A 23,339-nucleotide genomic window follows, 5' to 3' on the forward strand; every position below is an offset into this window, starting at 1 on the left:
GAGTGCGTACGCGTTGTCAAGCCCCCGACTCGCCGGTTCAATCGGGCGGATCGACCAAGATCAGCCGGATTTCGTGTGATCGTCGGCGGCAGATGGGGATAATGGCACGATACCTACCAATTTATGAGGGATCGTGTGCGACGGTTGATCGTCCCCGCGTACGCGGTGTGGCTGCTACTCCTGGCGGCGGTCTACTTCACGATGCCGCCGACGACCTTGGCCGCCTTCGTCTGGCTCGCCATCGGGCTCAGCAGCACGACCGCGGTGCTCGTCGGCGTACGCCTGAACCGGCCCCGGCGGCCCCGGCCCTGGTTCCTGCTGGCAGGTGCGGTCCTCACGTACGCCGCCGCCGACGCCGTGTACTACTTCGCCGAAGGGGTCGCCCCGATCGGCGACGACGTCTTCCTCGACGATCTGCTCTATGCAGTGATGTTCGTCCTGCTCATGGCGGCTCTGCTCCAATTCGGGCGGCCCGCCGCGCGCGGGGCGCTCCTCGACGCGCTGATCGTGATGTGCAGTGTGGGGCTGCTGACCTGGATCGTCCTGATCCAGCCGCGCGCGGATCAGCCCGCGGTCAACAACCTGACCCACCTCACGTCGGTGATCTATCCGGTCGCTGACGTCGTGATCCTCGCCGCCGTCACCCGGCTCATCCGGGCGCTGAACGTCTCCGCCGCCATCCTGCTGCTGATCGTGGGCACAGTGGGCCTGCTGGTCTCTGACGCGGTCTATCGGGCGGCTCATCTCGGCTACCCCCTGGGCGACCTGGTCGGCCTCGGCTGGTTCGTCTTCTACGCCTGCTTCGGCCTGGCCGCGCTCGACCCGTCGATGCGTACCCTCACCGAGCCACCGAAGCTGCGCGTACGCGACACGACGCCGCTGAGCATCACGCTGCTGACGGTGTCCGCCTTGATCCCACCGGCGGTGCTCTTCTTCGAGGCGGTGACCGACCCCCCGGTTCGGGACGGGGTCATCATCGCGGTCGCGTGCGCGGCGATGGGCATCCTCGTGCTGACCCGGCTCGCCGGGGTGGGCCGGAAGCTCCAGTCGCAGTTCAGCCGGGAACGCGGCCTTCGCCGGGTCAGCACCTCCCTGGTGTCGGCGGCGGACACCAAGGACGTCGGCGCGGCGCTCAAGGCCGGGATCGCGCAGCTGATTCCGGCGGACGTCCCCCATCGGGCGATCCTCCTGGAACCCCCGGTCCCCGAGCCGTTACGCGCGGTGCGCGACGACCAGATCCTCCCCGCCGCGGCGCTGCCCGAATGGCTCGCACAGCGGGTCCTGCCGCATCCGTCGGCGATGGCGGCCCCGCTCGTGCTGCCGGACCGCCCGGTCGGCGACGCGCAGGTGGGCGTCCTGCTGATCGGAGCGCCCGAGCGAGTGCTGCGCGCGATCCGGGAGTCCGTCCAGGCGCTGACGGCGCAGGCCGCGCTGGCGGTGGACCGCATTCAGCTCGGGCAGGAACTGCTGCGGCGCAATAACGAGGAGTACTTCCGGGCGCTCGTCCACAACACGGCCGACGTCATCCTGATCCTGGACGACGACGACCGCGTCCGGTACGCCAGCCCGTCGGCGACGGCCATGTTCGGCACTGCCGGGATCATCGGGATGCCGCTGCTCGATCTGGTGGACCCGGACAGCCGGGCGCAGGCCGGCACGGAGCTGCGGGCGGTACGCCTCACCGGCTCGCTCGCCCGGCCACCGGCCGCCGGGCTGGCCCGGGACACCGGCGACTGGACCGTACGCGGTCCCAACGGCCCAGCTGTGCAGGCCGAGGCGTCCTGGCGGGATCTGCGGACCGACCCCGCCGTCCAGGGCATCGTCGTGACCCTCCGGGACGTGACCGAGCAGCGACGGCTGGAGCGGGAGCTGACCCATCGGGCGTACCACGACGCGCTGACGGGGCTGCCGAACCGCGCGTTGTTCGCCGAACGCCTGCAGCAGGCGCTCGCGCACGCCGACCAGAACTTGACCGTCGTGGGCGTACTGCTCCTCGACCTCGACGACTTCAAGATCGTCAACGACACCTTGGGCCACAACCTGGGCGACGAGCTGCTCATCGGGGTCAGCCACCGGCTCGCCGAGCTGCTGCGGCACCGGGACATGGCGGCTCGGCTGGGCGGCGACGAGTTCGCCGTGATCATCGAGGACGCCGCCGACCTCGCGGCGGTCGAGGACGTGGCCGCCCGGGTGGTGACCGCCTTCCGGGAGCCTTTGCCGGTCCAGGGCCAGCTCGTCAACGGCTCGGTCAGCGTGGGGGTGGCGACCAACGCCGAGGCCGCCGACAGCGCCGAACTGCTGCGCCACGCCGACCTGGCGCTCTATGTCGCCAAGGGCGAGGGCAAGGGACAATGGCGGCGCTACCAGCCCGATCTGCACACCGCGATCACCGAGCGGCTCACCCTGCGGACCGAACTGGACGCCGCGGTCGCCGGCGACCAGCTGGACGTCGAGTACCAGCCGATCGTGGCGCTGAGCAGCGGCCGGACCGTGGGCTTCGAGGCCCTCGTCCGCTGGAACCACCCGACCCGGGGCCGGTTGCTGCCGCACGCCTTCATCGACCTCGCCGAGGAGTCCGGACTGGTCGAGCCGATCGGCGAATGGGTGCTCCGGAACGCGATCGAGGCCGCCGACTCCTGGCAGCACAACGGCCGGGTGCATCGGCCCTACGTCAGCGTCAACGTCTCGGCCTGGCAGTTCCGCAACTCGGCCTTCGCCGACCGGGTGCTGTCCGGACTGGCCGACCGCGGGCTGGCACCGGGTCTGCTGATGCTGGAGATCACGGAGAGCCTGCTGGTACGCGACGACGACCGGCTCTGGCGCGACCTGGCCCGGCTGCGGCAGGCGGGCGTACGCATCGCGATCGACGACTTCGGCACCGGCTACTCCTCGCTGAGCTACCTGCGTGCGGTGCCCCTCGACGTGCTGAAGATCGACCGCCAGTTCACCTCCACGATCGCCGCGTCGGCGAAGCAACGGGCGCTGGTGGACGGCATCGTGCGGCTCGCACACACGCTGGGCCTGGAGGTGATCGCCGAAGGCATCGAGACCTCGGCCGAGTCGACGCTGCTGACCGTGCTCGGCTGTCCCTACGGACAGGGATACCTGTTCGCCAAGCCCCTGCCACTCACTGAGACGTACACCTGGCTCGCCCGCCACTGACCTCTAGGCTGGGCGTATGAAGATCGCAGTCGTCGGCGGAACCGGGCTCACCGGCCGCGAAGTCGTCCGGGCCGTCGAAGCGCGCGGCCACGAGCCGGTCGTGATCGCCCGCTCGGTGGGCGTCGACATCATCACCGGCGTCGGCCTCGACGACGCGCTCCGCGGAGTCGGCGCGATCATCGACGTCTCGAACGCCCCGACGGCCGACGCCGAGGCGGCCCGCGCCTTCTTCGGCACGGCTACCAGCACAATCCTCGCGGCGGCGGCGCGGGCCGGCGTCGGCCACCACGTGGTGCTGTCCATCGTCGGCATCGACCGCGTCGCCGGAAACCCGCACTACGCGGGCAAACGACGCCAGGAGGAGGTCGCGCTCGCCGGCTCCGTTCCGGCCACGGTGGTACGCGCGACGCAGTTCCACGATTTCGCCGCCATGGTGGTGAGCTGGTCGACGACCGACGGCGTGGCCCCGATCGCGCCGCTGCTCGTGCAGCCGATCGCCGTCCCCGACCTCGCCGGCGTCCTGGTGGAGGTGGCGGGGCAGGCCCCGGTCGGCGGCATCGTCGAGGTCGCCGGCCCGAAGACCGAGGACCTCGTCGACATGGCGCGCCGGACCCTCGCCGTACGCGGTGAGACCGTCGAGCTGGTGCCGAGCTGGCAGGGGCGGTTCACCGTCGAGATGGCCGGCGAGGTGCTGCTCCCCGGCCCGGCGGCCCGGATCGCCCCGACGACCTTCGAGCAGTGGCTGGCGACCGACCCCGCAAACGGGGCCGGATCTGCATAAACGCCGGGGAGGCGGGTATCGCCCCTGCCGGAGGGAAGGGGGGATGCGCCCATGGCGACCACCAAGAAGGCCGCGACGAAGGCGACGGCGAAGAAGGCCGGCCGGAGCAGTCAGCCCCGGCTGAGCCAGGTCAGCTCCGAGATCCAGAAGTTCGGCAGTGTCGTGGAACTGCCGATCGGCCTGTCCTACGACGCCCGGATGTACTCGTGCGAGCGGCTGAACCGGATCCTGGCCGACACCCAGATCCTGTACGCGCTCTACAAGAAGTACCACTGGCTCATGCGGGGGCCGACCTTCTACCAACTGCACCTGTTGCTGGACAAGCACGCGGGCGAGCAGCTGGAACTCGTCGACCTCGTGGCCGAGCGGGTGCAGACGCTGGGCGGGGTGGCCGTCGGCGACCCGCGGCACGCGGCCGAGCTGACCCGGATCCCCCGGCCGCCGGACGGCGTCGAGGAGGTCCCGGCGATGCTCTCCCGCCTGCTTCAGGCGCACGAGACCATCCTGGAGGACGCGCACGACGCCGCGTCCAAGGTCGAGGAGGAAGGCGACGACGGCAGCAACGACCTGCTCGTCTCCGACGTCATCCGGACCGGCGAACTCCAGGTGTGGTTCCTGTCGGCGCACTTGGTGGACACGCCGACCACCGTGGCCGACTGAGTCAGGCGTACGCGGCGGGCAGGGTCACCGTGACGACCAGCCCGCCGCCGGACCGGGGCCGGGCGACGACCTCGCCGCCGTGGGCTCGGGCCACCGACCGCACGATCGACAGGCCGAGCCCGGCGCCCTTCGAGGTGACCAGTCGTTCGTCGTCGAGCCGGCGGAACGGCTCGAAGAGCCCGGGAATGTCGTAGGGCGGGATGGTCAGGCCGCTGTTGGCCACTTCCAGCTCGACCCCGCCGTCGGGGCGTACGCGGCTCGCGACGCGGGCGAAGCCACCGGCGTGGTTGTGCCGGATGGCGTTCTCCACGAGGTTCTGGGCCAGGCGTTCCAGCAGGATGGGATCGCCGACGGTCACCGCCTCGGCGGCGTCCTCGGTGAGCGTGACGTCGGCCGCCCGCGCCTCCTCGGTGGCCTGCGCGACGACGTGGCTGACGACGTCGGCGAGGTCGATCTCGGCCCGCTCCAGCACCTCGTTCTCCGAGCGGGCGAGCAGCAAGAGCCCGTTGATCAGGCGCTCGTGCCTACTGTTGATCTCCAGTAAGGTCTCGCCGAGCTGCTTGACGTCGGCGGACGCCGTCTTCCGGTTCATCGCCACTTCGACCAGCGCCCGGTTGAGCGTCAACGGCGTACGCAATTCGTGGGAGGCGTTGGCGACGAACCGCCGTTGCCCCTCGAACGACCGGTCGAGCCGCTCGACCATGGTGTCGAAGGTGTCGGCCAGCTCTTTGACGTCGTCGTCGCCGCCTCGCAGGGCGATGCGCTCGTGCAGGCTGAGGTCCGCGCCCCGGGCGTTGGCGATACGGCGGGCGGTGTCGGTGACCTGATGCAGCGGCGCGAGCACCCGCCCCGCGATCAGCCAGCCCAGCGCGATCGCCGCCACCCCGACGATGCCGAGCGCGATGCCGCCTTGGGTCAGCAATGAGGTGAGCGCGTCGGTACGCAGCTTCCGTTGCTGGTCCGCCAGGTATTTCGGCACGTCGTTCGCCGTGATCTGCTGACCGCTGCCCGAGATGAGGTACGGGCGGTCGGCCAGGTCGTCCGGCAGGGCAGTGCCGGGCGCGGGACTGCCCTTGACTGAACCGGACATCTTGATCTGGACCATGTTCCCGGTGCCCGGCAACTGTTGCTGGACCAGGAGGAAGGTCACCCCGAGCAGGACGATGCCCGCCAGGAGGAACAGGCCGCCGTAGACCAGGGTCAACCGGGTACGCAGGGTGGGCCGGAACCGGCGTCGGCTCATGGGATCCGGTACCCCTCTCCGGGCAGTGTCTCGATGACGGCGGGCTCGCCGAGTTTGCGGCGCAGCTTCAGCACGGTGAGCCGGACGGCCGAGGTGAACGGGTCGGCGTTCTCGTCCCAGACCTTCTCCAGCAGGTGTTCCGCGCTGACCACCGCGCCGTCGGCCCGCAGCAGCTCGGTCAGCAGTCCGAACTCCTTCTTGGAGAGCAGCACGTACCGGTCGCCTCGGAAGACCTGGCGGCGGGCGGGATCGAGGACGATGCCGGCCCGGCGCAGCACCGGCGGCACGGCCGGGCGGGCACGGCGACCCAGCGCCTGTACGCGGGCGGCCAGCTCGGCGAACGCGAACGGCTTGGGCAGGTAGTCGTCGGCCCCGAGGGACAGCCCGTTCACCCGGTCGCCGATCTCCGCGGCGGCGGTCAGCATCAGGACCCGAGTCGCCGACTCCGAGGCGACCACCTCTCGGCATACGTCGTCGCCGTGCACCTTGGGCAGATCCCGGTCGAGGACGACCACGTCATAGTCGTTGACGCTCAGCCGATCCAGCGCGGCCTCGCCGTCGAGCGCGACGTCGACGGCGTGAGCATCGTCACGCAGCCACTCCGCGATCGCCTCGGCGAGGAGGCGTTCGTCCTCCACCACGAGAATGCGCATCTGCCCGCATACCCCTTCAAAAGTCCCCATGACCTGCGCGGTCACCGCTCCATGGTGACGCGCCGTGATGTTTCTCCGGCGTTAGCGCTTTCGGAAGCGCCCCCGAAACAGCGCTCCGCGTTGACTCGGCGCCGAAGCGGCTGCACTCCCGCGAGCCGCCCGGCAAGGAGAACACACCATGAGCAGAAGGCTCCTCCTCGCGACGGCCGCGGTGCCCGTCGCGCTGCTGTTCGCGCTGTCCGGTTGTGGCAAGTCAGGCGGCGACGACAACGGGGTGGCCTCGGTCAACGGCACCGCGAGTGCCAACCCGAGCCCCAGCAAGACCCGATCCGCCGCCGAGGAACAGGAGCGGGCGTTGAAGTTCGCGCAGTGCATGCGCGAGCACGGGGTCGACATGCCCGACCCGGAGATCAAGGACGGCAAGATCCAGATGCGGATCAACGCCCAGCCCGGCACGAACATCGAGGCCGCCCAGCAGGCCTGCAAGGACTACGCGCCCGACGGCGGGCCGGGCGGCGGCAAGGCCGACCCCGAGATGCAGAAGAAGGGCCTCGAGTTCGCCAAGTGCATGCGCGACCACGGCGTCGAGAAGTTCCCGGACCCCGACCCCAACCAGGGCGGCATCCGTATCGACGGCAGCATCGCCGACGACCCGGAGTTCCCCGCGGCGCAGAAGGCATGCGACTCGATCATGGGCGGCCCCTCGATGAAGGAGACGCAGAGCTCATGACGGTCTCCACGGAGGAAACCGCGGCGGGCGTACGCCCCAGGCGCCGCAAGAAGGGACGCACTGGCAAGATCGTCGGGGCCGGCGTCGCCGTCCTCGCGGTCGGCGCGGCGACCGCGGCCACCCTCGGCTTCGGGTTCTCCCCGGACAAGGCCGCCGACAACCAGGCGCACCTGCCGCCGACGACGGCGAAGGTCACCAAGCAGACCCTCAACGACACCCAGAAGGTCTCCGGCGACCTCGGTTACGGCGACTCGACGGCGCTGGCCTCCCGGCTCCAGGGAACCGTGACGTCACTCCCGTACGCCAGCTCGGTCTTCCAACGCGGGAACACCGTCTACAAGGTGGACAACACCCCCGTGGTGCTCATGTACGGCGGCGTTCCGGCGTACCGGGCGATGAAGGTGGGCGACGAGGGCGCCGACGTCAAGCAGCTGGAGCAGAATCTGAAGGCGCTGGGGTACTCGGGCTTCACCGTCGACAAGGAGTACACCTCGGACACCGCGGACGCGGTGAAGGAATGGCAGGAGGATCTCGGCCTCGACGAGACCGGCGTCGTCGACCTGGGCCGGGTGCTCTTCGCCCCCGGCGCCATCCGGGTCGACGGCGTGAAGGCGTCGCTGGGCGCCGGGATCGGGCCGGGCCAGGAGGTTCTCACCTACACCGGGACCAGCCGGGTCGTCACCGTGCAGTTGGGCATCGGCGACCAGCGACTGGCGAAGAAGGGCACGGCCGTCTCCATCCAGCTGCCCGACGGCAAGAAGGTCGACGGGACGGTCCAGCGCGTCTACACCGTCATCGAGGCGAGCGACGACCCCAACGGCGACCCGGAGACGAAGATCGAGGCGCAGCTCACGCTGAAGGACGCCAAGGCGGCGGCCGGCCTCGACGTCGCCTCGGTCGAGGTCCTCTTCACCGCGGCCGAGCACAAGGACGTGCTCACCGTGCCGGTCGCCGCACTGGTCGCGCTGGCCGAGGGCGGCTACGGCGTCGAGATCGTGGACGGCTCCAGCACGCGTTACGTCAAAGTGGAGACCGGCCTCTTCGCGGGCGGGCGGGTCGAGATCACCGGCGACGGGATCGCCGAGGGCGTCACCGTGGGGATGCCGAAATGATCGAGCTGACCGGCGTCTCGAAGGTCTACCCGGGCGGCGTACGCGCGCTGCGCGACGTGAGCCTGACGATCGGCGAACGGGAGCTGATGGCCATCGTCGGCCCGTCCGGGTCGGGCAAGTCGACGATGCTGCACGTGCTGGGCACGCTCGACCGGCCCAGCTCCGGCCGGGTGACGATCGACGGGTACGACGTCTCCCGGCTCTCCGACCGGCAGCTGTCCGCCCTGCGGGCCACCCGGATCGGCTTCGTGTTCCAGCAGTTCCACCTCGCCCCTGGGGTGAGCGCCCTGGACAACGTCGCCGACGGGCTGCTCTACAGCGGCATCGGCCTCGGCGAACGCCGCCGTCGCGCGACGGTCGCGTTGGAGCGGGTCGGGCTCGGCCACCGCATCGATCATGAGCCGCACGAGCTCTCCGGCGGCGAACGGCAGCGGGTGGCCATCGCCCGCGCGGTCGTCGGCGAACCGCCGGTCCTGCTGGCCGACGAGCCGACCGGAAACCTCGACTCCTCGTCGGGGGCCGGGGTGATGAAGCTGCTCCGCGAGCTGCACGCGGCGGGCACCACCGTCGTGATCATCACCCACGACCGGGAGATCGCCGCCGCACTGCCTCGCCAGGTGCACATGCGCGACGGCGAAGTGGTCGGCGACGACGTCACGGACGAGGTGGCGGCGGTGGGCGTACCCCTGGAAGGAGCGCGACCGTGACCGCGAACCTGGACCACCGGCCGCGGTTGACCCCGGCCCGGCTGGGACCCCGCGACATCGTGCGGGTGGGGGCCGCGGGCCTGCGCACGCGGCCGACCCGGGCGTTGCTGTCGGCGCTGGGCATCGCGATCGGCATCGCGGCGATGATCGCGGTCGTCGGCATCTCGTCGTCCTCCCAGGCGGACCTGGACCGCAAACTGGCCGCGCTGGGGACGAACCTGCTGACGGTCTCCCCCGGCCAGACGATGTTCGGCAAGAACTCGAGCCTGCCCGAGGAGGCCGAGTCGATGATCGAACGCATCGGGCCGGTGCAGGCGGTGTCGGCGATCGGCAAGGTCAGCGGCGCGAGCGTCTACCGATCCGACAAGATCCCGAAGGCGCAGACCAACGGCCTCGCCACCTACGCGGCCCGGCTGGACCTGCTGGAGACGGTCGGTGCGAAGCTCCGAAGTGGAGTGTGGCTGAACGAGGCGACGGGCCGCTACCCGGCGGTCGTGCTCGGCGACGCGGCCGCCCAGCGGCTCGGCATCAGCCACGCCGGCCCCGACGTCGAGATCATCGTCGGCGGGGACTGGTTCACCGTCGTCGGCATCCTGGAGCCGGTGGCGCTCGCGGACGAGCTGGACCCCGCCGTGCTCATGGGCTGGCCGATCGCCGCCGACGAGTTCGACTTCGACGGCCACGCGACCACGGTCTACACGCGGTCGGACGACAGCCAGGTCGAGGCGGTCCGCGGGGTCCTCGGCGCGACGGCGAACCCCGAGAACCCGAGCGAGGTCAACGTGTCCCGCCCGTCCGAGGCGCTGACCGCGCAGCGGGCGGCGGGTGCCGCGTTCACCGGGCTGCTCCTCGGCCTCGGCGCGGTCGCGCTGCTGGTCGGCGGAGTCGGCGTGGCCAACACGATGGTCATCTCGGTCCTCGAACGACGAGCCGAGATCGGTCTCCGGCGCTCGCTCGGCGCCACCCGAGGGCAGATCCGGGTGCAGTTCCTCGCGGAATCGCTCCTCCTGTCCGCGCTCGGCGGCATCGGCGGGCTGCTCCTGGGCATCGGCGTCACCACCGGATACGCGTACTACCAAGGCTGGCCGACGACGGTGCCCGTGTGGGCCACCGCCGGCGGAGTCGCAGCGACCGTCGTGATCGGCGGAATCGCCGGGCTCTATCCCGCCATCCGGGCGGCCCGGCTGTCGCCGACGGAGGCGCTCGCCGCCCCCTAACCGCTTCGTGTTGGGCGCTGGCGCGGGCGGGTTGGCGGCTGGCGGGTTGGCGCTGGCGGGTTGGCGCTGGCGGGTTGGCGCTGGATCAGGGTTCTCGGTCGAATCATGGCGCAAGATTCGACCGGGAACCCTGATCTCGCCGTAACGAGCCGCAACGCGAACGGCGGTGGCGAAAAAGCCAGGTGAACCGCCTCACGATTGGTTTTCGACGGGGAGAAGCGCTTCGCACACTTGCTCGTCCGCGTACTTCACGGCCGAGGAGCACCCCCATTCGCGCCATGTTCGCGGCACTGCGCCTGCGGAATTTCCGCATCTGGGCCGGTGCCGACTTCGTCTCCGTCACGGGCACCTGGATGCAGGTGCTCGGGGTCAACTGGTTCGTCCTGCAGAGCACCGGGTCCGCCGCCCACATGGGGTTCTCCGTGCTGCTTCAGGCCTTGCCCGTCCTCCTGCTCGGCTCGTGGGGCGGCGTACTGGCCGACCGCCTGCCGGGCAAGCCCGTCCTGATCGTCACCCAACTGGCCCACGCACTGCTCGCGGTAGCACTCGCCGTGATCGCGTGGTCACCTTCCGCGAGTCTTCTCCCCGTGTACGCGATATCGCTGCTCGGCGGATTCGTCAGTGTCGTCGAAGGACCCGTCATGGGCCGGTTCACCGCGACGGTGGTGGACCGCAGTCGCCTGACCAACGCGCTCTCCCTCGGCTCGGTGATCAACTCCAGTGGCCGCATCCTCGGCATGAGCGCGGGCGGCGTACTGGTCGCGGCGGCCGGACCGGCTCCCCTGTTCGCCGCCAACGCCGTGAGCTTCCTAGCCGTCATCGGGGCGCTGCTCGCCCTGCGTCCGGCCGAGATGCATACCTTGGACGACGCCCTCCCGGCCGAACCGGCTCCCCGGGGCGTACGCGGCGGCTTCGCGTACCTGAAGGGGCAGCCGTTGGTGCTCGTGACCTTGGGCTTGGCCGTGGTCCTGGGCAGCCTCGGCCGCAACTATCAGGTGACGATGGCGGCGATGAGCGACGGCCCGCTGGCCGCCGGAGCGGGCGGCTACGGCCTGCTGTCCACCGCCTTCGCCATCGGGACCGTCGTAGGTGGGCTGGTCGCGGCCGCCCGGCCGAACCTCTGCTACCGAACCCTCATCGGTATGGGCCTGATCACGAGCGTCCTGCAGGCCTCGGCCGGTCTGGCGCCCGGGCTCTGGACGTTCGCCGCCGCCGTCATCCCGATCGCGGCCGGTGCCGTCGTCATCGACACCACCGTCTCCGCCCGGCTTCAGCTCGACACCCGAGGCGACATGCGCGGTCGCGTCCTGGCCGCGGCCGGGATGGCCAGCGCCGCCGCCGGGGCGATCGGCGCTCCGCTGCTCGGCTGGCTCTGCGAACACGCCGGTCCTCGAACCACGCTGGGCCTGGCCGGGCTGCTCACCGTCACCGCCTGCCTCGCGGCCGGGGCGGCCATCGCCCGGCGGCGTGGCATTCCCGTCCGTCCCCGCGAGGTGCGGCTCGCCCTGGCGGTCGCACTGGGCCGCTGACCCGGATCCGAACGGCTGCCTGATCACGCCTCCTCGTTCGCGCTGGATCAGGGTTCCAGGTCGAATCTTGGGTCAAGATTCGACCGAGAACCCTGATCCAGCGCCAAAACACCCCTTCAGGGGACGACGGCCACCGGCCACTTCCCCGTCCGGACCAAGCGGGCCGCGACCGATCCGACCAACCGGTGCCCAGGCTGGACCGACGCGCCCACGATGACCGCGTCGGCCTTGAGGTCGTCGGCCGCGGCCCGCAGCTCTCCGTACGGGTCGCCCCGCCGGGTCAGGAACGTCACCGGTACGCGCATCTCCTCGGCGAGTTGGCGTACTTCCCGGCGCAGTTCCGTCTCCAGTTCGTCGAAGGTCCGCTGCTGTGCCGCGGCGGCCCCCGTGATCAGGGAGGTCCAGGCGTTCGGCTCGGCGACGTAGACCACGGCGAGCTGGCTGTGCTGCCGGCGCGCCATGCCGCACGCGTACGCCGTCGCCCGCATGGACGTCTCCGAGCCGTCGATGCCGACGAGGATCAGGCGGGGGCCGTCCGTTCCCCGCTCCCACGGCGAGACGGCACAGGCCGGCCCGTACCGCTCGACGGAGAGGGGGCCGACCGGCCCCTCCGGCAGGGTCATGGCTGACTGAACTCCTCGCGGCTCGGCCGAGCGCCTCCCTGGCCGGCCACCGCCTTCTCGGTCGCCGGGGCGGCGGCCGACGGCTTGGCGCCCAGGTCGATCGTGGTACGCAGGGTGATCGGCTTGAAGGCGACGGCCGCGATCAGGCCGACGACCGCGATGGCCGCCGAGATGAGGAAGATGTGCCCGGTGGCATCCCCGTACGCCGCCCGCACGATGTGCTGGAAGGCCTCGGGCAGCGCGTTGAGGTTCAGCGCGCTGGTCTTGCCGGTGCTGGTCGCCGGGATCCCGGCCTTGGCCAGGCTCGTCATGATGTTGTCGGTGACCCGGTTGGCCAGGACCGCGCCGAGGACCGAGACGCCGACCGTGCCGCCCAGCGACCGGAAGAAGGTCACCGAGGCGCTCGCGGCACCCATCTCCTGGAGCGGGACGTCGTTCTGCACGGCCAGGACCAGGTTCTGCATCGTCATGCCGACGCCGACGCCGACCAGGGCCATGCCGAGCCCGACCAGGCCCAGCGGGGTCTCGTGGTCGATCGTCGAGAGCACCAGGAAGCCCGCGATCAGCACGATCGTGCCGCCCACGATGAAGCGCTTGACGGTGCCGCTCCGCGAGATCAGCCGTCCGGTGACCGTCGAGGAGACCAGGACGCCCGCCATCATCGGAATGGTCAGCAGACCCGCCTCGGTCGGCGTGTAGCCGCGGCCGATCTGGAAGTACTGGCCGAGGAAGACCGCGCCGCCGAACATCGCCATGCCGACCGCGAGGCTCGCGATGATCGACAGGGCCGGCGTACGCCGCCGGATGATCTGCAGCGGGACGACCGGCTGGGCCGCCCGCGATTCGACCCAGACCGCGATCGCGAGGATCACCAGTCCGGCGCCGACCATGACGCCCGTCTCCCAGGAGATCCAGTCGAAGGAGTTGCCGACGAAGGAGACCCAGATCAGCAGGATCGAGACGCCGGCCGCGATGAGGCCCGCGCCCCAGTAGTCGATCTTCACGTTCGCCTGGCGGACGGTCGGCAGGTGGAGGGTCTTCTGCAGGACCAGGAAGGCCAGCGCGGCGATCGGTACGCCGACGAAGAAGCACCAGCGCCAGCCGAGCCACGAGGTGTCCACGATGACGCCGCCGAGCAGCGGGCCGCCGACGGTCGCGAAGGCCATCACGCCACCGAGGTAGCCGTTGTACCGGCCGCGCTCGCGGGGCGGGATCATCGCCGCGATGACGACCTGGACCAGCGCCTGGAGGCCGCCGACGCCGATGCCCTGGAAGGCGCGGGCGGCGATCAGCTGGCCGGCGTTGTGGGCGAGTCCGGCGAGGATCGATCCGGCCACGAAGATCACGATGGCGATCTGGACCAGGATCTTCTTGTTGAACAGGTCGGCGAGCCGGCCCCAGATCGGGGTGCTGGCGGTGGCGGTCAGCAGGGTCGCCGTGACCACCCAGGTGTACTGCGTCTGCGATCCGTTCAGCGCGCCCAGGATCTTGGGCAGCGCGGTCGAGACGATCGTGCTGCTGATCATCGCGACGAACAGGACGAGCAGCAGGCCGCTCAGCGATTCCATCACCTCGCGGTGATTCATCGGCGCCGCGCTGTCGGACGCCGGCGCGGCCGTGGGGGGAGCAGTGCTCACGTTGGTGCCTCCAAAAGATCAACCACCAGCGTCGCACAATCTTGCCTAGTGAGCAAAGTTTCTCAGAGTGCAATTATGCACAGCGGTAGAATCGAGGTGTGACCACGGAGACAGTCGCGCCCACGGGCCGGCGAGACCACGCGCCGGAGGGCCTGCGGGAGCGGAAGAAGGCCGCGACCCGCCAGGCGCTGCACGAGGCAGCACTGCGGCTGGCGGTCGACAAGGGGTACGCCGAGGTCACCGTCGACGCCATCGCGGACGCGGCCCTGGTCTCCCGCCGGACGTTCTCCAACTACTTCGGGAGCAAGGAGGACGCCCTCCTTTACGGCGATCGCAACCGAGGCGAGCAGCTCGTCGAGCAGTTGCGCGCACAGCCGGCCGACCGGACCGCCTGGGAGGCGTTGCGGGGCAGCGCGGCCCAGCTCTACACCGGTCTGGAGAACCTCGACCCGCAGTGGGTCGCTCAGCTCCGGCTGATCCGGCGGCATCCGGCGATCCTGGCCCAGCAGGTCGCCAACCACGGGCAGCTCGAACAAGGCCTGGCCGAGGAGTTGGCGGCCCGGCCGGGCGGACTGGATCCACTGGCGGCGCGGGTGATGGCGGCGGCCTTCCTCGCCGCGCTCCGGGCGGCCATCACGGTCTGGCTGGACGAAGGCAGCCGACCCGGGCGCCGTTCCCTGCCGGTCATGGTCGACCGCGCCCTCGACGAGCTGGCGAAGCAGTACGCCTGAGATGCCCGAGGGCGACACCGTCTGGAACACGGCCCGGTCCCTGGACCGGCTCGTCGGGCAGACGCTGACCGGTTCGGATTTCCGCGTACCGCAGTTGGCGACGGTCGACTTGACCGGGCGCACCGTCGAGTCCTCCGCCAGCCGGGGCAAGCATCTGCTGCTGCGGCTCAGCGGCGCCGTCACCCTCCATTCCCACCTCCGCATGGACGGCTCCTGGCGGGTGTTCGCCGCCGGGGAACGCTGGAGCGGCAAGCCCGCGCACCTGATCCGGGTGGTGCTGAAGACGGATCGCGCCGCTGCGGTCGGCTACCACCTGCACGAGCTGAAGCTGGTGCCCACCACGGGAGAACCGGCTCTGTTGGGCCATCTCGGCCCGGATCTGCTCGGCGACGACTGGGATCCCGGCGAAGCCGTACGCCGGCTCGCCGCCGACCCGGACCGGGAGATCGCCGACGCGCTGCTCGATCAGCGGAACCTGGCCGGCATCGGCAACCTGTACAAGGCGGAACTCCTATTCCTGCAAGGGATCTGGCCCTGGACCCCGGTCGGGCGGGTGGCCACGCTGCCGAAGCTCGCCGACCTGGCGCATCGGCTGCTCACCGCCAACAAGGGCCGGTGGACGCAGAGCACGACAGGTTCCCTGCGCCGAGGCGAGACGACCTACGTGTACGGCCGCCGTTCGATGCCGTGCCGCCGCTGCGGCACCTTGATCCGCAAACAGGAGCAAGGCGAGCGAATCACCTATTGGTGTCCTACGTGTCAACCCGAGGACTTGGGTAGATGATGGGTCATGGACCAGTGGGTGGTACTGGCGCAGATCGCACTCGCGGCCGCACTCGGCGCGTCGATCGGGCTGGAGCGGGAACTCAACGCGCAACCCGCCGGCCTGCGTACGCACGTGCTGGTCAGCCTCGGCGCGGGCCTGTTCACCCTGTCCGGGGCGTACCTGCCGGGTGATGACCCGACGCGGATCGCCGCCCAGGTCGTGACCGGCATCGGGTTCCTCGGCGGCGGCGCGATCCTCCGCGAGGGCGCCAACATCCGGGGCCTGACGACGGCCGCCTCGCTCTGGGTGACCGCCGCCATCGGGACCGCTGTGGGGTTGCGCTGGTGGTTCCCGGCGATCGCGACGACCGCACTGGCCCTGATCGTCCTGTCGCTCGTGAAGTACGTCGAACGGGAAGCGCTGCCCCGGCGGCGACTCCTGGAGATCACCCTGACCCTGGAGCCCGACGCCCGCCTGGACCGCGTCGAACAGGAGGTCATGGAGGCGCTGCCGCGTTCCCGGGTCACCCGGGTCTCGTACTCGCTGACTGGGCAGGCGCTGGTCATGACCTCGCAGCCGCAGAACGGCACCAGTCTCAGCGTCGTCGGCGAACGGCTGCGCGGGCTGGCCGGCGTACACGGGGTCGAAATCAGCCGCTGACCCCCGCATAATGGCGGCATGTCTGGAAGCGCTCCCACCGGCGATCTGCTCCGGGCGAGGATCGCGACCTCGGCCCTGTTCCTGCTCTTCGGGACGGCGCTCGGCGCGTGGACGGCCCGCATCCCGGCGATCAAGCAGCACCTCGGCCTCACCGACGGCACGCTCAGCCTGGGCCTGCTCGCCTTCGCCCTCGGCGCGATCATCGGCATGCAGATCGCCGGCCGGCTCGTCGACCGGCTCGGCAGTTCGCGGGTCCTCATCCCGGTCGCGTTCGCCGAAGGCGTCGCGCTGATCACGCCGGCCTTCGCGCCCGGCCTGGCGGTGCTGATCGCCTGTCTGCTCGTCTTCGGCACGGTGCACGGCCTGCTCAACATCTCGATGAACGCCAACGCCGTCGAGATCCAGCGGGCCTGGGGCAAGCCCATCATCACGTCGTTCCACGCCGTCTACAGCGTCGGCGGCTTCCTCGGGGCCGCGTACGGCGGGCTGTTCGCCTGGGCAGACCTCAGCCCGCAAGTCACCTTCCTCACCCTGGCCGCGCTGCTCACCGCCCTCGCCGCGGTCTGCTCGCGGTTCGTGGTGCGGGCCGAGCCGGCACCAGCCACTCCCGACACTCCACAACGGACGACAGGCGTCCTTCTGCTCGGCGTCCTGGCCTTCTGCTGCCTCGTGGGCGAAGGCGCCGCGGCCGACTGGAGCTCCGTCTACCTCCGCGACGGCCTGGGCAGCACCGCCGGATTCGCCGCGGCGGCCTACGCGGCCTTCGCGATAGCCATGACCGGCGGACGGCTCGTCGGCGACCGGCTGGCCGCGCTGCTCGGTCAAACGCAGCTGGTACGCACCAGCGCAGCGCTCGCCGCCGTCGGTCTCGCCGCCGCCCTCGCGATCGGGCACCCCGTCGCGGCCGTGGTCGGCTTCGGCTGCCTCGGCGCCGGGCTGGCCTGCATCGCGCCGCAGGTCTTCGCCGCCGCCGGCAACCGGAACCCGGCCCGCGCCGGGCAGGCGATCGCCCGCGTCGCCGCCATGGGATACGCCGGATTCCTGGTCGGCCCCGTCGTCATCGGGGCGTTCGCTCAACTCACCAGCCTGCGCTGGGCTCTCGGCGTACCAGTCGTGTTGACGGTCTTCGTGGCCTTGGCCGCGACGGCCCTTCAGCCCCAGTCGGGCAGATTGTGGCCCATCAGCTGGCACCGCGCGTAGAGATGGGTCTGGCCGGGAGCCGGACTGCCCGCGGGCGGTGACCACTCCTCCGCGATCAGCTCCAGGACGGCGAAGCCATGCCGGGTGAGCAGATCCCGCAGCTCGTCACGCGGGTACGCGGTCAGCGGCACCTTCTCCCCGAGGAAATCCCGGAGCAGGTAGTCGGTGTCCCCCTCGACCATGCCGAGCGCGAAGAACGCGCCATGCCGCAATTCGCGGCGGATGTCCTCGAGAACATCCTCGATCTCCGTACGCGGCAGCACGAGCAGCGAAAAGAAGGCCACCGCGGCGTCGAACTTGTCCTCGACGGGATGCAGCCCGCCGAGATCATGCAGATCCCGCTCCACGAAGATCGCACCAGGGACCTCGTGCCGGGCGATGTCCAGCATCACCGGCGACGCGTCGACCCCGACCACCTCGCAGCCGCCCTCGACGAGCTGGCGCGCCGTCGGCATGCCCGTCCCGCACCCGACGTCGAGCACGATCGGCGGCCGATGCGGGGTCTCCCCCAGCCGTTCCAGCAGCCACTCACCCGTCACCCGTTGGCCGGGCTTGTCGGAGAACGCCTCGCCGTAGTGCGCGCCGATCGAGTCGAAGACCCGGGCGAGATCGGGCCGCACCTCCTGCATCTCTTTGTGCGCCACGCCCCCATCCTCCCAGTTCCCACCCCCTCCCACCGCCCTTTTCCCGCTCTCCCCTCCCTCCCCTCCACCCTCCCCGTTTCTTTCCGCGCGATCATGACCTAACGGTCGTGATCGGCCGGTGTGTCGTGTCCCCAGCACCCTGATCACTCCCCGAACGACATGATCAATCGGCGCGCTCCGTTTCCGCATCGGGCGAACGTCGATACGCTCACGCTCATGAGCGGGTCGCACGAGCACGACCATCACGAGCACGGGCACGACCATCCCCATGAGCACGACCACGAACATGAGCACGGCCAGTCGCACGGGGAGCAGGAGCACGGGGAGCACGGGCACGGCGAGCACGGGCATGGCGATCACGAGCACCGCGAAGGGCTGTGGCACCGGCTCACCCACCTCGTCACCCCGCACTCGCACGACGCGGCGGCCAAGGTCGACGCGGCGATGGAGACGTCCCGTGACGGCTTGCGTGCGCTGTGGATCTCGCTGGGCGTACTGGGGGTGACGGCCGTTCTGCAGGCGGTCGTCGTGGTCCTGTCCGGCTCGGTCGCCCTTCTCGGCGACACGCTGCACAACGTGGCCGACGCCCTGACCGCCGTACCGCTGGGCATCGCCTTCCTGCTCGGCCGACGGCGGCCCACCCGCCGGTACACCTACGGTTACGGGCGGGCGGAGGATCTCGCGGGGATCGTGATCGTCGTCTTCATCGCGGCGTCCGCCGTGGTCGCCGGTTATGAAGCCGTACGCCGTCTGCTCAACCCGGCCGAGGTCAGCCACCTCTGGGTCGTCGCCGTCGCGGCGCTCATCGGATTCGCCGGGAACGAAATCGTGGCCCGGTATCGGATCGCTGTCGGACGCCGGATCGGCTCGGCCGCTCTCGTCGCCGACGGGCTTCATGCGCGTACCGACGGGTTCACCTCATTGGCCGTGTTGCTCGGAGCCGGCGGCGTGGCGATCGGCTGGCCGTGGGCGGACCCGGTCGTCGGCCTTTTGATCACGGTCGCGATCCTGTTCGTGCTGAAGGACGCGGCGCGCGAGGTCTACCGCCGGCTGATGGACGCGGTCGACCCCGATCTCGTCGACCAGGTCAGCACAGTGCTCGCTGCAACGCCCGGCGTGACGGGCGTCGGCGACGTCCACGTGCGGTGGATCGGCCACCAGCTGCGAGCCGAATGCGAGATCAGCGTCGACCCGAGCCTCACGATCGCCCGGGCGCACGCCATCGCGGTGGACGCCGAACATCGGCTGATACACGCCGTACCCCGGTTGACCAGGGCGTTCGTGCACGCCGATCCGGACGGCGACGACCATCAGCACGACGAACTCGCCCATCACCGGGACAATGCGCATGGGCGGCGTACGGCCAAGACGCACTGACCCGCGTCAGCCGCGGGCTCAGCGATCTCGGGCTCCATTCGGAGATCAAGTTCCCTTGGTATGCCGAAAGCGGCCCGCTGGCGCAGATGCAGGGCGCACCGAGCCCGAATCGGACACGAAATCGCAGGCCAAGGGCACTTGATCACCATGCAGCTGGAGCGGCGTCGCTGAACGATCCGACGCCGGCACGGACGCGGACGCGACGCGGACGCCGACCGCGACGGTGACGGCCCGGCGCGGCGCGACCCGGCGCGGGCGGAGGCGCGCGGGAAGCCGGGCGGAGCCGGGGGTCAGGGGCGTTTGGCGGCGACGAACGCCCGAAGCCGATCGAGCGGCCAAGCGTTGATGACGTCGTCCACGGTGAGCCAGCCCCGCTGGGCGGTCCCGATCCCGAAGCGGATGTTGCGCATGTGCCGGGTGGAGTGCGCGTCGGTGTCGATCGCGAACTTCACCCCGCGCCGTTTGGCTCGCAGGATGAGGTCGTCGGAGAGGTCCATCCGGTCGGGGAAGCTGTTGACCTCCAACGCCGTCCCCGTGGCGGCGGCTGCGTCGAAGACCGCGTCCCAGTCGGCGTCGATGGGCGGACGTTTGCCGATCATCCGCGCCCGGGGGTGCCCGATGATGTTCACGTACGCGTTCTGGCACGCCCGGATCAGCCGCTGGGTCTGCTCGGGGCTGGACAGGGTGAAGTGCGAGTGGACCGACGCGACGGTGATGTCGAATCCGGCGAGGAAGTCGCCGTCCCAGTCCACCTGGCCGATCGGGTCGATGTTCAGCTCGGTGCCGTGCAGCAGCGTCATCGAGCCCGCGTCCAGGGACCGCAGCAGGTCGCGCTGGGCGAGCATCTTCTCCGTGGTCATCCGTTGCATGACCAGGTTGGGCGCGTGGTCGGTGACGGCGTAGTACTCCAGGCCCCGGTCGATGGCGGCGGCCACCATCTTCTCGATGGGCGACACACCGTCGGTCAGATCGGTATGCGTATGCAGGTCACCGCGTAGGTCGGCCTCGGTGATCAGCGGGGGCATCTCTCGGCGGAGCGCCGCTTCGATCTCGCCCCGGTCTTCGCGCAGGGTCGGCGGGATCCAGGGCAGCCCCAGGCGCTCGTAGACCTCCTCCTCGGTCCGCGAGACGAGCAGTTCGCCGGTCTCGGCGTCGAAGAGCCCGTATTCGGAGAGCTTGAGCTTGGAGTGGACGGCGATCTCGCGTACGCGGATGTTGTGTGCCTTGGAGCCGGTGAAGTATTGCAGCGCCGCACCCCACGCGGCGGGCGGCACGACCCGCAGGTCGACCTGGAGCCCGCGCCGGGTCCGGATGGAGGTCTTGGTGGGTCCGCTGCCGATGACTTCGCTGGCGGCCGGGAGCGATCGGAACGCCTCCATCAACGGCGCGGAGTCTTCGGCCGCCGCCAGGATGTCGACGTCGCCGATGCTGTCGCGGAACCGCCGCAGCGAGCCGGCGATGCTGATCGAGACGCAGCCCGGCACTCGCGACAGGGCCGTCACGATCTCCTCGGCGACTGCGGTCGCGGTGTCGATGAGGACCCGGCCCTCGTTGCGGCGCAACAGTTCGATGCCGTGCAGGATGTTGTCGGCGGTCTTCGCCCCGAAGCCGGGCAGTCCGTCGAGCTTGCCCGCCTCGATCGCCGCCGCCAGCTCCTCCACCGAGGCGACGTCCAGTTCCTTCGTCAGCGTCACGGCCTTCTTCGGCCCGAGTCCCGGGATCTCCATCAGCTGCAGCGCACCCGGCGGAATCCGCGTACGCAGTTCCTCCAGCGCGCCGATGGCCCCGGTCTCCAGGTATTCCACGACCTTCGCCGTCATGGACTTGCCGACGTTGGGAATCTGCCCGATCCCGGCGGCATCCAATGTGGAGATATCCTCGTGGTACGCGGCGACGGCCCGAGCGGCCTTGTCGTAAGCCCGGATCTTGAAGGAGTCGGCGCCACCGGTGACGGCCAGGAGATCGGCCAGCTCCTCCAGCAGCGCGGCGACGGTGTCATTGGCCCGCGGCATGCCCCAAGTCTAGGTGGGAGGTGGGACAAGAGCGCTGATCTTCTTCGGCACGCACATCCGCCACGCCTCGATGATCAGCTCGGTCATCTCGTCCTCGTCGAGCGCGGCCAGCCGGGCGCGTACCCAGTTGAACCGCATGTCCGACGGGATCGGCAGGAGGAATTTGTCCGGTTCGGCGGCCACCAGCGCTGCCCGCTCCTCCTTCGGGAAGCCGAAGCCGAGCAGCGTCTCGTCCGGCGTGATCGCGGCGTACACGATCTGGCCGACCCGGAACTTCACGTGGTCGCGGATCAGGTGCTCGCTGGTCCGCGGCAGCTCGCGGGCGACCGCGCGGATCTGGTCGACGGTGACCGGCACGACTCAGCCCAGCAGCCGCCGCGCGGCGAACAGGTGACCGTGCCGGATCTCCGTGATCGGACCATCCAATGTGTCCCAATCCGTCTGCGAGCACTGCAGCATCGACGGCCAGCCGTCCACGACCTCGACGCAGATGCCCACGTGGTAGACGAATCCCGTGTCCGGCTTGCGGAAGAACATCAGGTCACCCGGCCCGAGGTCGGCCAGGTCGACCGGCTCCCCGACCGCGTACTGGTCGGTCGCGTCGCGTGGGATCAGCCGCCCGAACCGCCGGTACAGGCTGTAGGTCAGCCCGGAACAGTCCAGGCCGTGGGCGGTCACCCCGCCCGCGAGATACATCAGGCCGAGGAACTGCCGGCCCGTGGTCAGCAGCTGCTCCGCGGTGGGCAGGCTTTCCGAGGCGTACGCCGAGACGTGCGCCCGGGGCAGGTAACCCGCACCGCCGCCCGGCAGGCTCACCCGAACCCAGTCGCCTTCGCCGCCCTGGGCGGACAGGATCGTCGCGAAGGAGACGTCGCCGACCAGCGGAGCGCCGCCGGGCGTCGCACGGACGTCGGTCTTCGGCACGGTGACGACGACCCGCTCGCCGGTCTCCTCGGCCGGAGTGGCCAGCTGACTGAGCGGCAGCCAGCCCGGGTAGCCGCGCGGATCTTTCCGGCACGACTGCGACGGGACGACGACCTGCGCCCAGCCCTCCTTGACGTCGTCCACGAGCACGGTGTCGCCGAGCAGGGCCTGCGTGTCGAGGCGGCCCCAGAGTTCGCGACGCTCCTCGGGACCCTGCGCCGCGACCCACGCTGCGACGTCAGCGGGCGCGGCCAGCGCGGGCGCGTCGAGGTCGCGTACGGCGTCGGGCGCGGTCCACAGACCGGCGGCCGCGACGGCGACCTGCATCGTCTCCACTGTCGTCCTCCCCGTGGCGGTCAGCGAGCCCAGTCGTGTGAGCGTAGCCAGCCGACGACCGCCGCCGCCACGGCCGAAGGGTCCTTCCGTAGGTCGTGCCGTTCACCGGGGAGCACCACGAGGTCGAGTCCGGGCCGGGCGTCCGGTACGCCGAACGGGTCCCGATCGCCGTTGACCACCAGCGTCGGCACCCCGGTCGCGAGTTCGCCGTCGCGGGTCTTCTCCGGCCGGCCAGGCGGATGCAGCGGAAAGGCGAGGGCCACCACGCCGGCCGCCCCGCTGTCCGGGGCGGTCCGGCAGGCGACGCGGGCTCCGCTGGAGCGACCGCCGACGATCAGCGGAACCTTGATCTTGACCGTACGCCGCAGCTCCGCCACGACGGCCAGCCAGGCCTCGTCGAGCTGCGGCGCCGGGGCGGGGGCGTTGCGTCCGGCGACCCGGTAGGGCTGGGTGACGAGGGCCACCGCGACTCCGGCGGCGACCGCCGCCTCGGTCACGGCGGTCAGGTCGGCCGAGCCGACGTCGCCGCCCGCGCCGTGGCCCAGCAGGAGCCAGCTGCCGATCTTGCCCTTGGGCTTGATCGTCTCGGCCCGCGCGACCCCGCGCGGTGTCTCGATCTCCACCGCCCTGTCCCC

Annotated in this window: 22 protein-coding genes; 13 read left to right on the plus strand and 9 right to left on the minus strand. The window is 70.6% G+C overall.

What is annotated here, in order from left to right; all coding sequences use genetic code 11:
* Nucleotides 1-135: 135 nt before the first annotated feature.
* The 3 genes from AB0H43_RS35090 to AB0H43_RS35100 are packed head-to-tail and all read left to right on the plus strand — an operon-like array spanning nt 136 to nt 4,603.
* Nucleotides 136-3,162: an EAL domain-containing protein gene (locus tag AB0H43_RS35090; protein WP_360006765.1), complete on the plus strand. Its 3,027-nt coding sequence runs from the start codon at nt 136-138 to the stop codon at nt 3,160-3,162.
* A 16-nt stretch (nt 3,163-3,178) separates the two neighbouring features.
* Nucleotides 3,179-3,943 carry an NmrA family NAD(P)-binding protein gene (locus AB0H43_RS35095; protein WP_360006767.1) on the plus strand — a complete coding sequence of 255 codons (765 nt, stop codon included), beginning with the start codon at nt 3,179-3,181 and terminating at the stop codon, nt 3,941-3,943.
* A 51-nt stretch (nt 3,944-3,994) separates the two neighbouring features.
* Nucleotides 3,995-4,603 (plus strand): DNA starvation/stationary phase protection protein, encoded by a 609-nt coding sequence (locus tag AB0H43_RS35100; RefSeq protein WP_360006770.1) that lies wholly within the window; start codon nt 3,995-3,997, stop codon nt 4,601-4,603.
* Nucleotide 4,604: 1 nt separating this feature from the next.
* On the opposite strand, the gene AB0H43_RS35105 is transcribed toward AB0H43_RS35100, so the two are convergent.
* Complete coding sequence (locus AB0H43_RS35105; RefSeq protein WP_360006773.1) at nt 4,605-5,846, minus strand: HAMP domain-containing sensor histidine kinase; 1,242 nt, start codon at nt 5,844-5,846, stop codon at nt 4,605-4,607.
* The gene (locus AB0H43_RS35110; RefSeq protein ID WP_360006904.1) at nt 5,843-6,499 is read right to left on the minus strand and encodes a response regulator transcription factor; all 657 of its coding nucleotides are present in this window, start codon (nt 6,497-6,499) and stop codon (nt 5,843-5,845) included. The genes AB0H43_RS35105 and AB0H43_RS35110 overlap by 4 nt, the downstream gene beginning before the upstream one ends.
* A 178-nt stretch (nt 6,500-6,677) precedes the next feature.
* Between AB0H43_RS35110 and AB0H43_RS35115 the strand changes: the two genes are divergently transcribed.
* From AB0H43_RS35115 to AB0H43_RS35135, 5 genes are all read left to right on the plus strand, one after another.
* Entirely contained in the window at nt 6,678-7,229 is a 552-nt protein-coding gene (locus AB0H43_RS35115) for a hypothetical protein (protein WP_360006776.1), read from the plus strand.
* The gene (locus tag AB0H43_RS35120; protein WP_360006779.1) at nt 7,226-8,341 is read left to right on the plus strand and encodes a peptidoglycan-binding domain-containing protein; all 1,116 of its coding nucleotides are present in this window, start codon (nt 7,226-7,228) and stop codon (nt 8,339-8,341) included. Before AB0H43_RS35115 ends, AB0H43_RS35120 begins: the two co-directional genes overlap by 4 nt.
* Entirely contained in the window at nt 8,338-9,048 is a 711-nt protein-coding gene (locus AB0H43_RS35125; RefSeq protein ID WP_360006781.1) for an ABC transporter ATP-binding protein, read from the plus strand. Before AB0H43_RS35120 ends, AB0H43_RS35125 begins: the two co-directional genes overlap by 4 nt.
* A complete protein-coding gene (locus AB0H43_RS35130) occupies nt 9,045-10,265 on the plus strand; it encodes an ABC transporter permease (RefSeq protein ID WP_360006784.1) in 1,221 nt (406 codons plus the stop codon). The genes AB0H43_RS35125 and AB0H43_RS35130 overlap by 4 nt, the downstream gene beginning before the upstream one ends.
* Nucleotides 10,266-10,543: 278 nt before the next feature.
* Nucleotides 10,544-11,794 carry an MFS transporter gene (locus AB0H43_RS35135; protein WP_360006787.1) on the plus strand — a complete coding sequence of 417 codons (1,251 nt, stop codon included), beginning with the start codon at nt 10,544-10,546 and terminating at the stop codon, nt 11,792-11,794.
* A gap of 116 nt (nt 11,795-11,910) precedes the next feature.
* Here the strand turns inward: AB0H43_RS35135 and AB0H43_RS35140 are convergent, their stop codons facing one another.
* Together AB0H43_RS35140 and AB0H43_RS35145 are read right to left on the minus strand one after the other, a co-directional pair.
* A complete protein-coding gene (locus AB0H43_RS35140) occupies nt 11,911-12,417 on the minus strand; it encodes a universal stress protein (protein WP_360006790.1) in 507 nt (168 codons plus the stop codon).
* Nucleotides 12,414-14,003, minus strand: a complete 1,590-nt coding sequence (locus tag AB0H43_RS35145; RefSeq protein WP_360006906.1) for an MDR family MFS transporter — start codon at nt 14,001-14,003, stop codon at nt 12,414-12,416. The genes AB0H43_RS35140 and AB0H43_RS35145 overlap by 4 nt, the downstream gene beginning before the upstream one ends.
* Before the next feature lie 149 nt (nt 14,004-14,152).
* Between AB0H43_RS35145 and AB0H43_RS35150 the strand changes: the two genes are divergently transcribed.
* Genes AB0H43_RS35150 through AB0H43_RS35165 form a run of 4 tightly spaced genes read left to right on the plus strand, consistent with a single transcriptional unit; the run spans nt 14,153 to nt 17,411 of the window.
* Entirely contained in the window at nt 14,153-14,785 is a 633-nt protein-coding gene (locus AB0H43_RS35150; protein WP_360006793.1) for a helix-turn-helix domain-containing protein, read from the plus strand.
* Between the two features lies 1 nt (nt 14,786).
* Entirely contained in the window at nt 14,787-15,569 is a 783-nt protein-coding gene (locus AB0H43_RS35155) for a DNA-formamidopyrimidine glycosylase family protein (RefSeq protein ID WP_360006796.1), read from the plus strand.
* A 6-nt stretch (nt 15,570-15,575) separates the two neighbouring features.
* Complete coding sequence (locus tag AB0H43_RS35160) at nt 15,576-16,211, plus strand: MgtC/SapB family protein (protein ID WP_360006798.1); 636 nt, start codon at nt 15,576-15,578, stop codon at nt 16,209-16,211.
* 18 nt (nt 16,212-16,229) lie between these two features.
* Nucleotides 16,230-17,411: an MFS transporter gene (locus tag AB0H43_RS35165; RefSeq protein WP_360006801.1), complete on the plus strand. Its 1,182-nt coding sequence runs from the start codon at nt 16,230-16,232 to the stop codon at nt 17,409-17,411.
* Here the strand turns inward: AB0H43_RS35165 and AB0H43_RS35170 are convergent.
* The gene (locus AB0H43_RS35170) at nt 17,363-18,055 is read right to left on the minus strand and encodes a methyltransferase domain-containing protein (RefSeq protein ID WP_360006804.1); all 693 of its coding nucleotides are present in this window, start codon (nt 18,053-18,055) and stop codon (nt 17,363-17,365) included. The genes AB0H43_RS35165 and AB0H43_RS35170 overlap by 49 nt on opposite strands.
* A gap of 216 nt (nt 18,056-18,271) precedes the next feature.
* On the opposite strand from AB0H43_RS35170, the gene AB0H43_RS35175 reads away from it, so the two are divergent.
* Nucleotides 18,272-19,432 carry a cation diffusion facilitator family transporter gene (locus AB0H43_RS35175; RefSeq protein WP_360006806.1) on the plus strand — a complete coding sequence of 387 codons (1,161 nt, stop codon included), beginning with the start codon at nt 18,272-18,274 and terminating at the stop codon, nt 19,430-19,432.
* Nucleotides 19,433-19,722: 290 nt separating this feature from the next.
* Here the strand turns inward: AB0H43_RS35175 and polX are convergent, their stop codons facing one another.
* Genes polX through AB0H43_RS35195 form a run of 4 tightly spaced genes read right to left on the minus strand, consistent with a single transcriptional unit; the run spans nt 19,723 to nt 23,321 of the window.
* Nucleotides 19,723-21,444, minus strand: coding sequence for a DNA polymerase/3'-5' exonuclease PolX (gene polX, locus AB0H43_RS35180; RefSeq protein ID WP_360006809.1), 1,722 nt, complete (start codon nt 21,442-21,444; stop codon nt 19,723-19,725).
* Nucleotides 21,445-21,453: 9 nt separating this feature from the next.
* On the minus strand, nt 21,454-21,801 hold the full coding sequence (locus tag AB0H43_RS35185; RefSeq protein WP_360006811.1) for an MmcQ/YjbR family DNA-binding protein: 348 nt from the start codon (nt 21,799-21,801) through the stop codon (nt 21,454-21,456).
* A gap of 3 nt (nt 21,802-21,804) precedes the next feature.
* Entirely contained in the window at nt 21,805-22,695 is an 891-nt protein-coding gene (locus tag AB0H43_RS35190; protein ID WP_360006908.1) for an NlpC/P60 family protein, read from the minus strand.
* A 29-nt stretch (nt 22,696-22,724) separates the two neighbouring features.
* Nucleotides 22,725-23,321: an alpha/beta family hydrolase gene (locus AB0H43_RS35195; RefSeq protein ID WP_360006911.1), complete on the minus strand. Its 597-nt coding sequence runs from the start codon at nt 23,319-23,321 to the stop codon at nt 22,725-22,727.
* Nucleotides 23,322-23,339: the final 18 nt, after the last annotated feature.

It is taken from the genome of Hamadaea sp. NPDC050747, from assembly GCF_040654195.1.
GTDB lineage: Bacteria > Actinomycetota > Actinomycetes > Mycobacteriales > Micromonosporaceae > Hamadaea.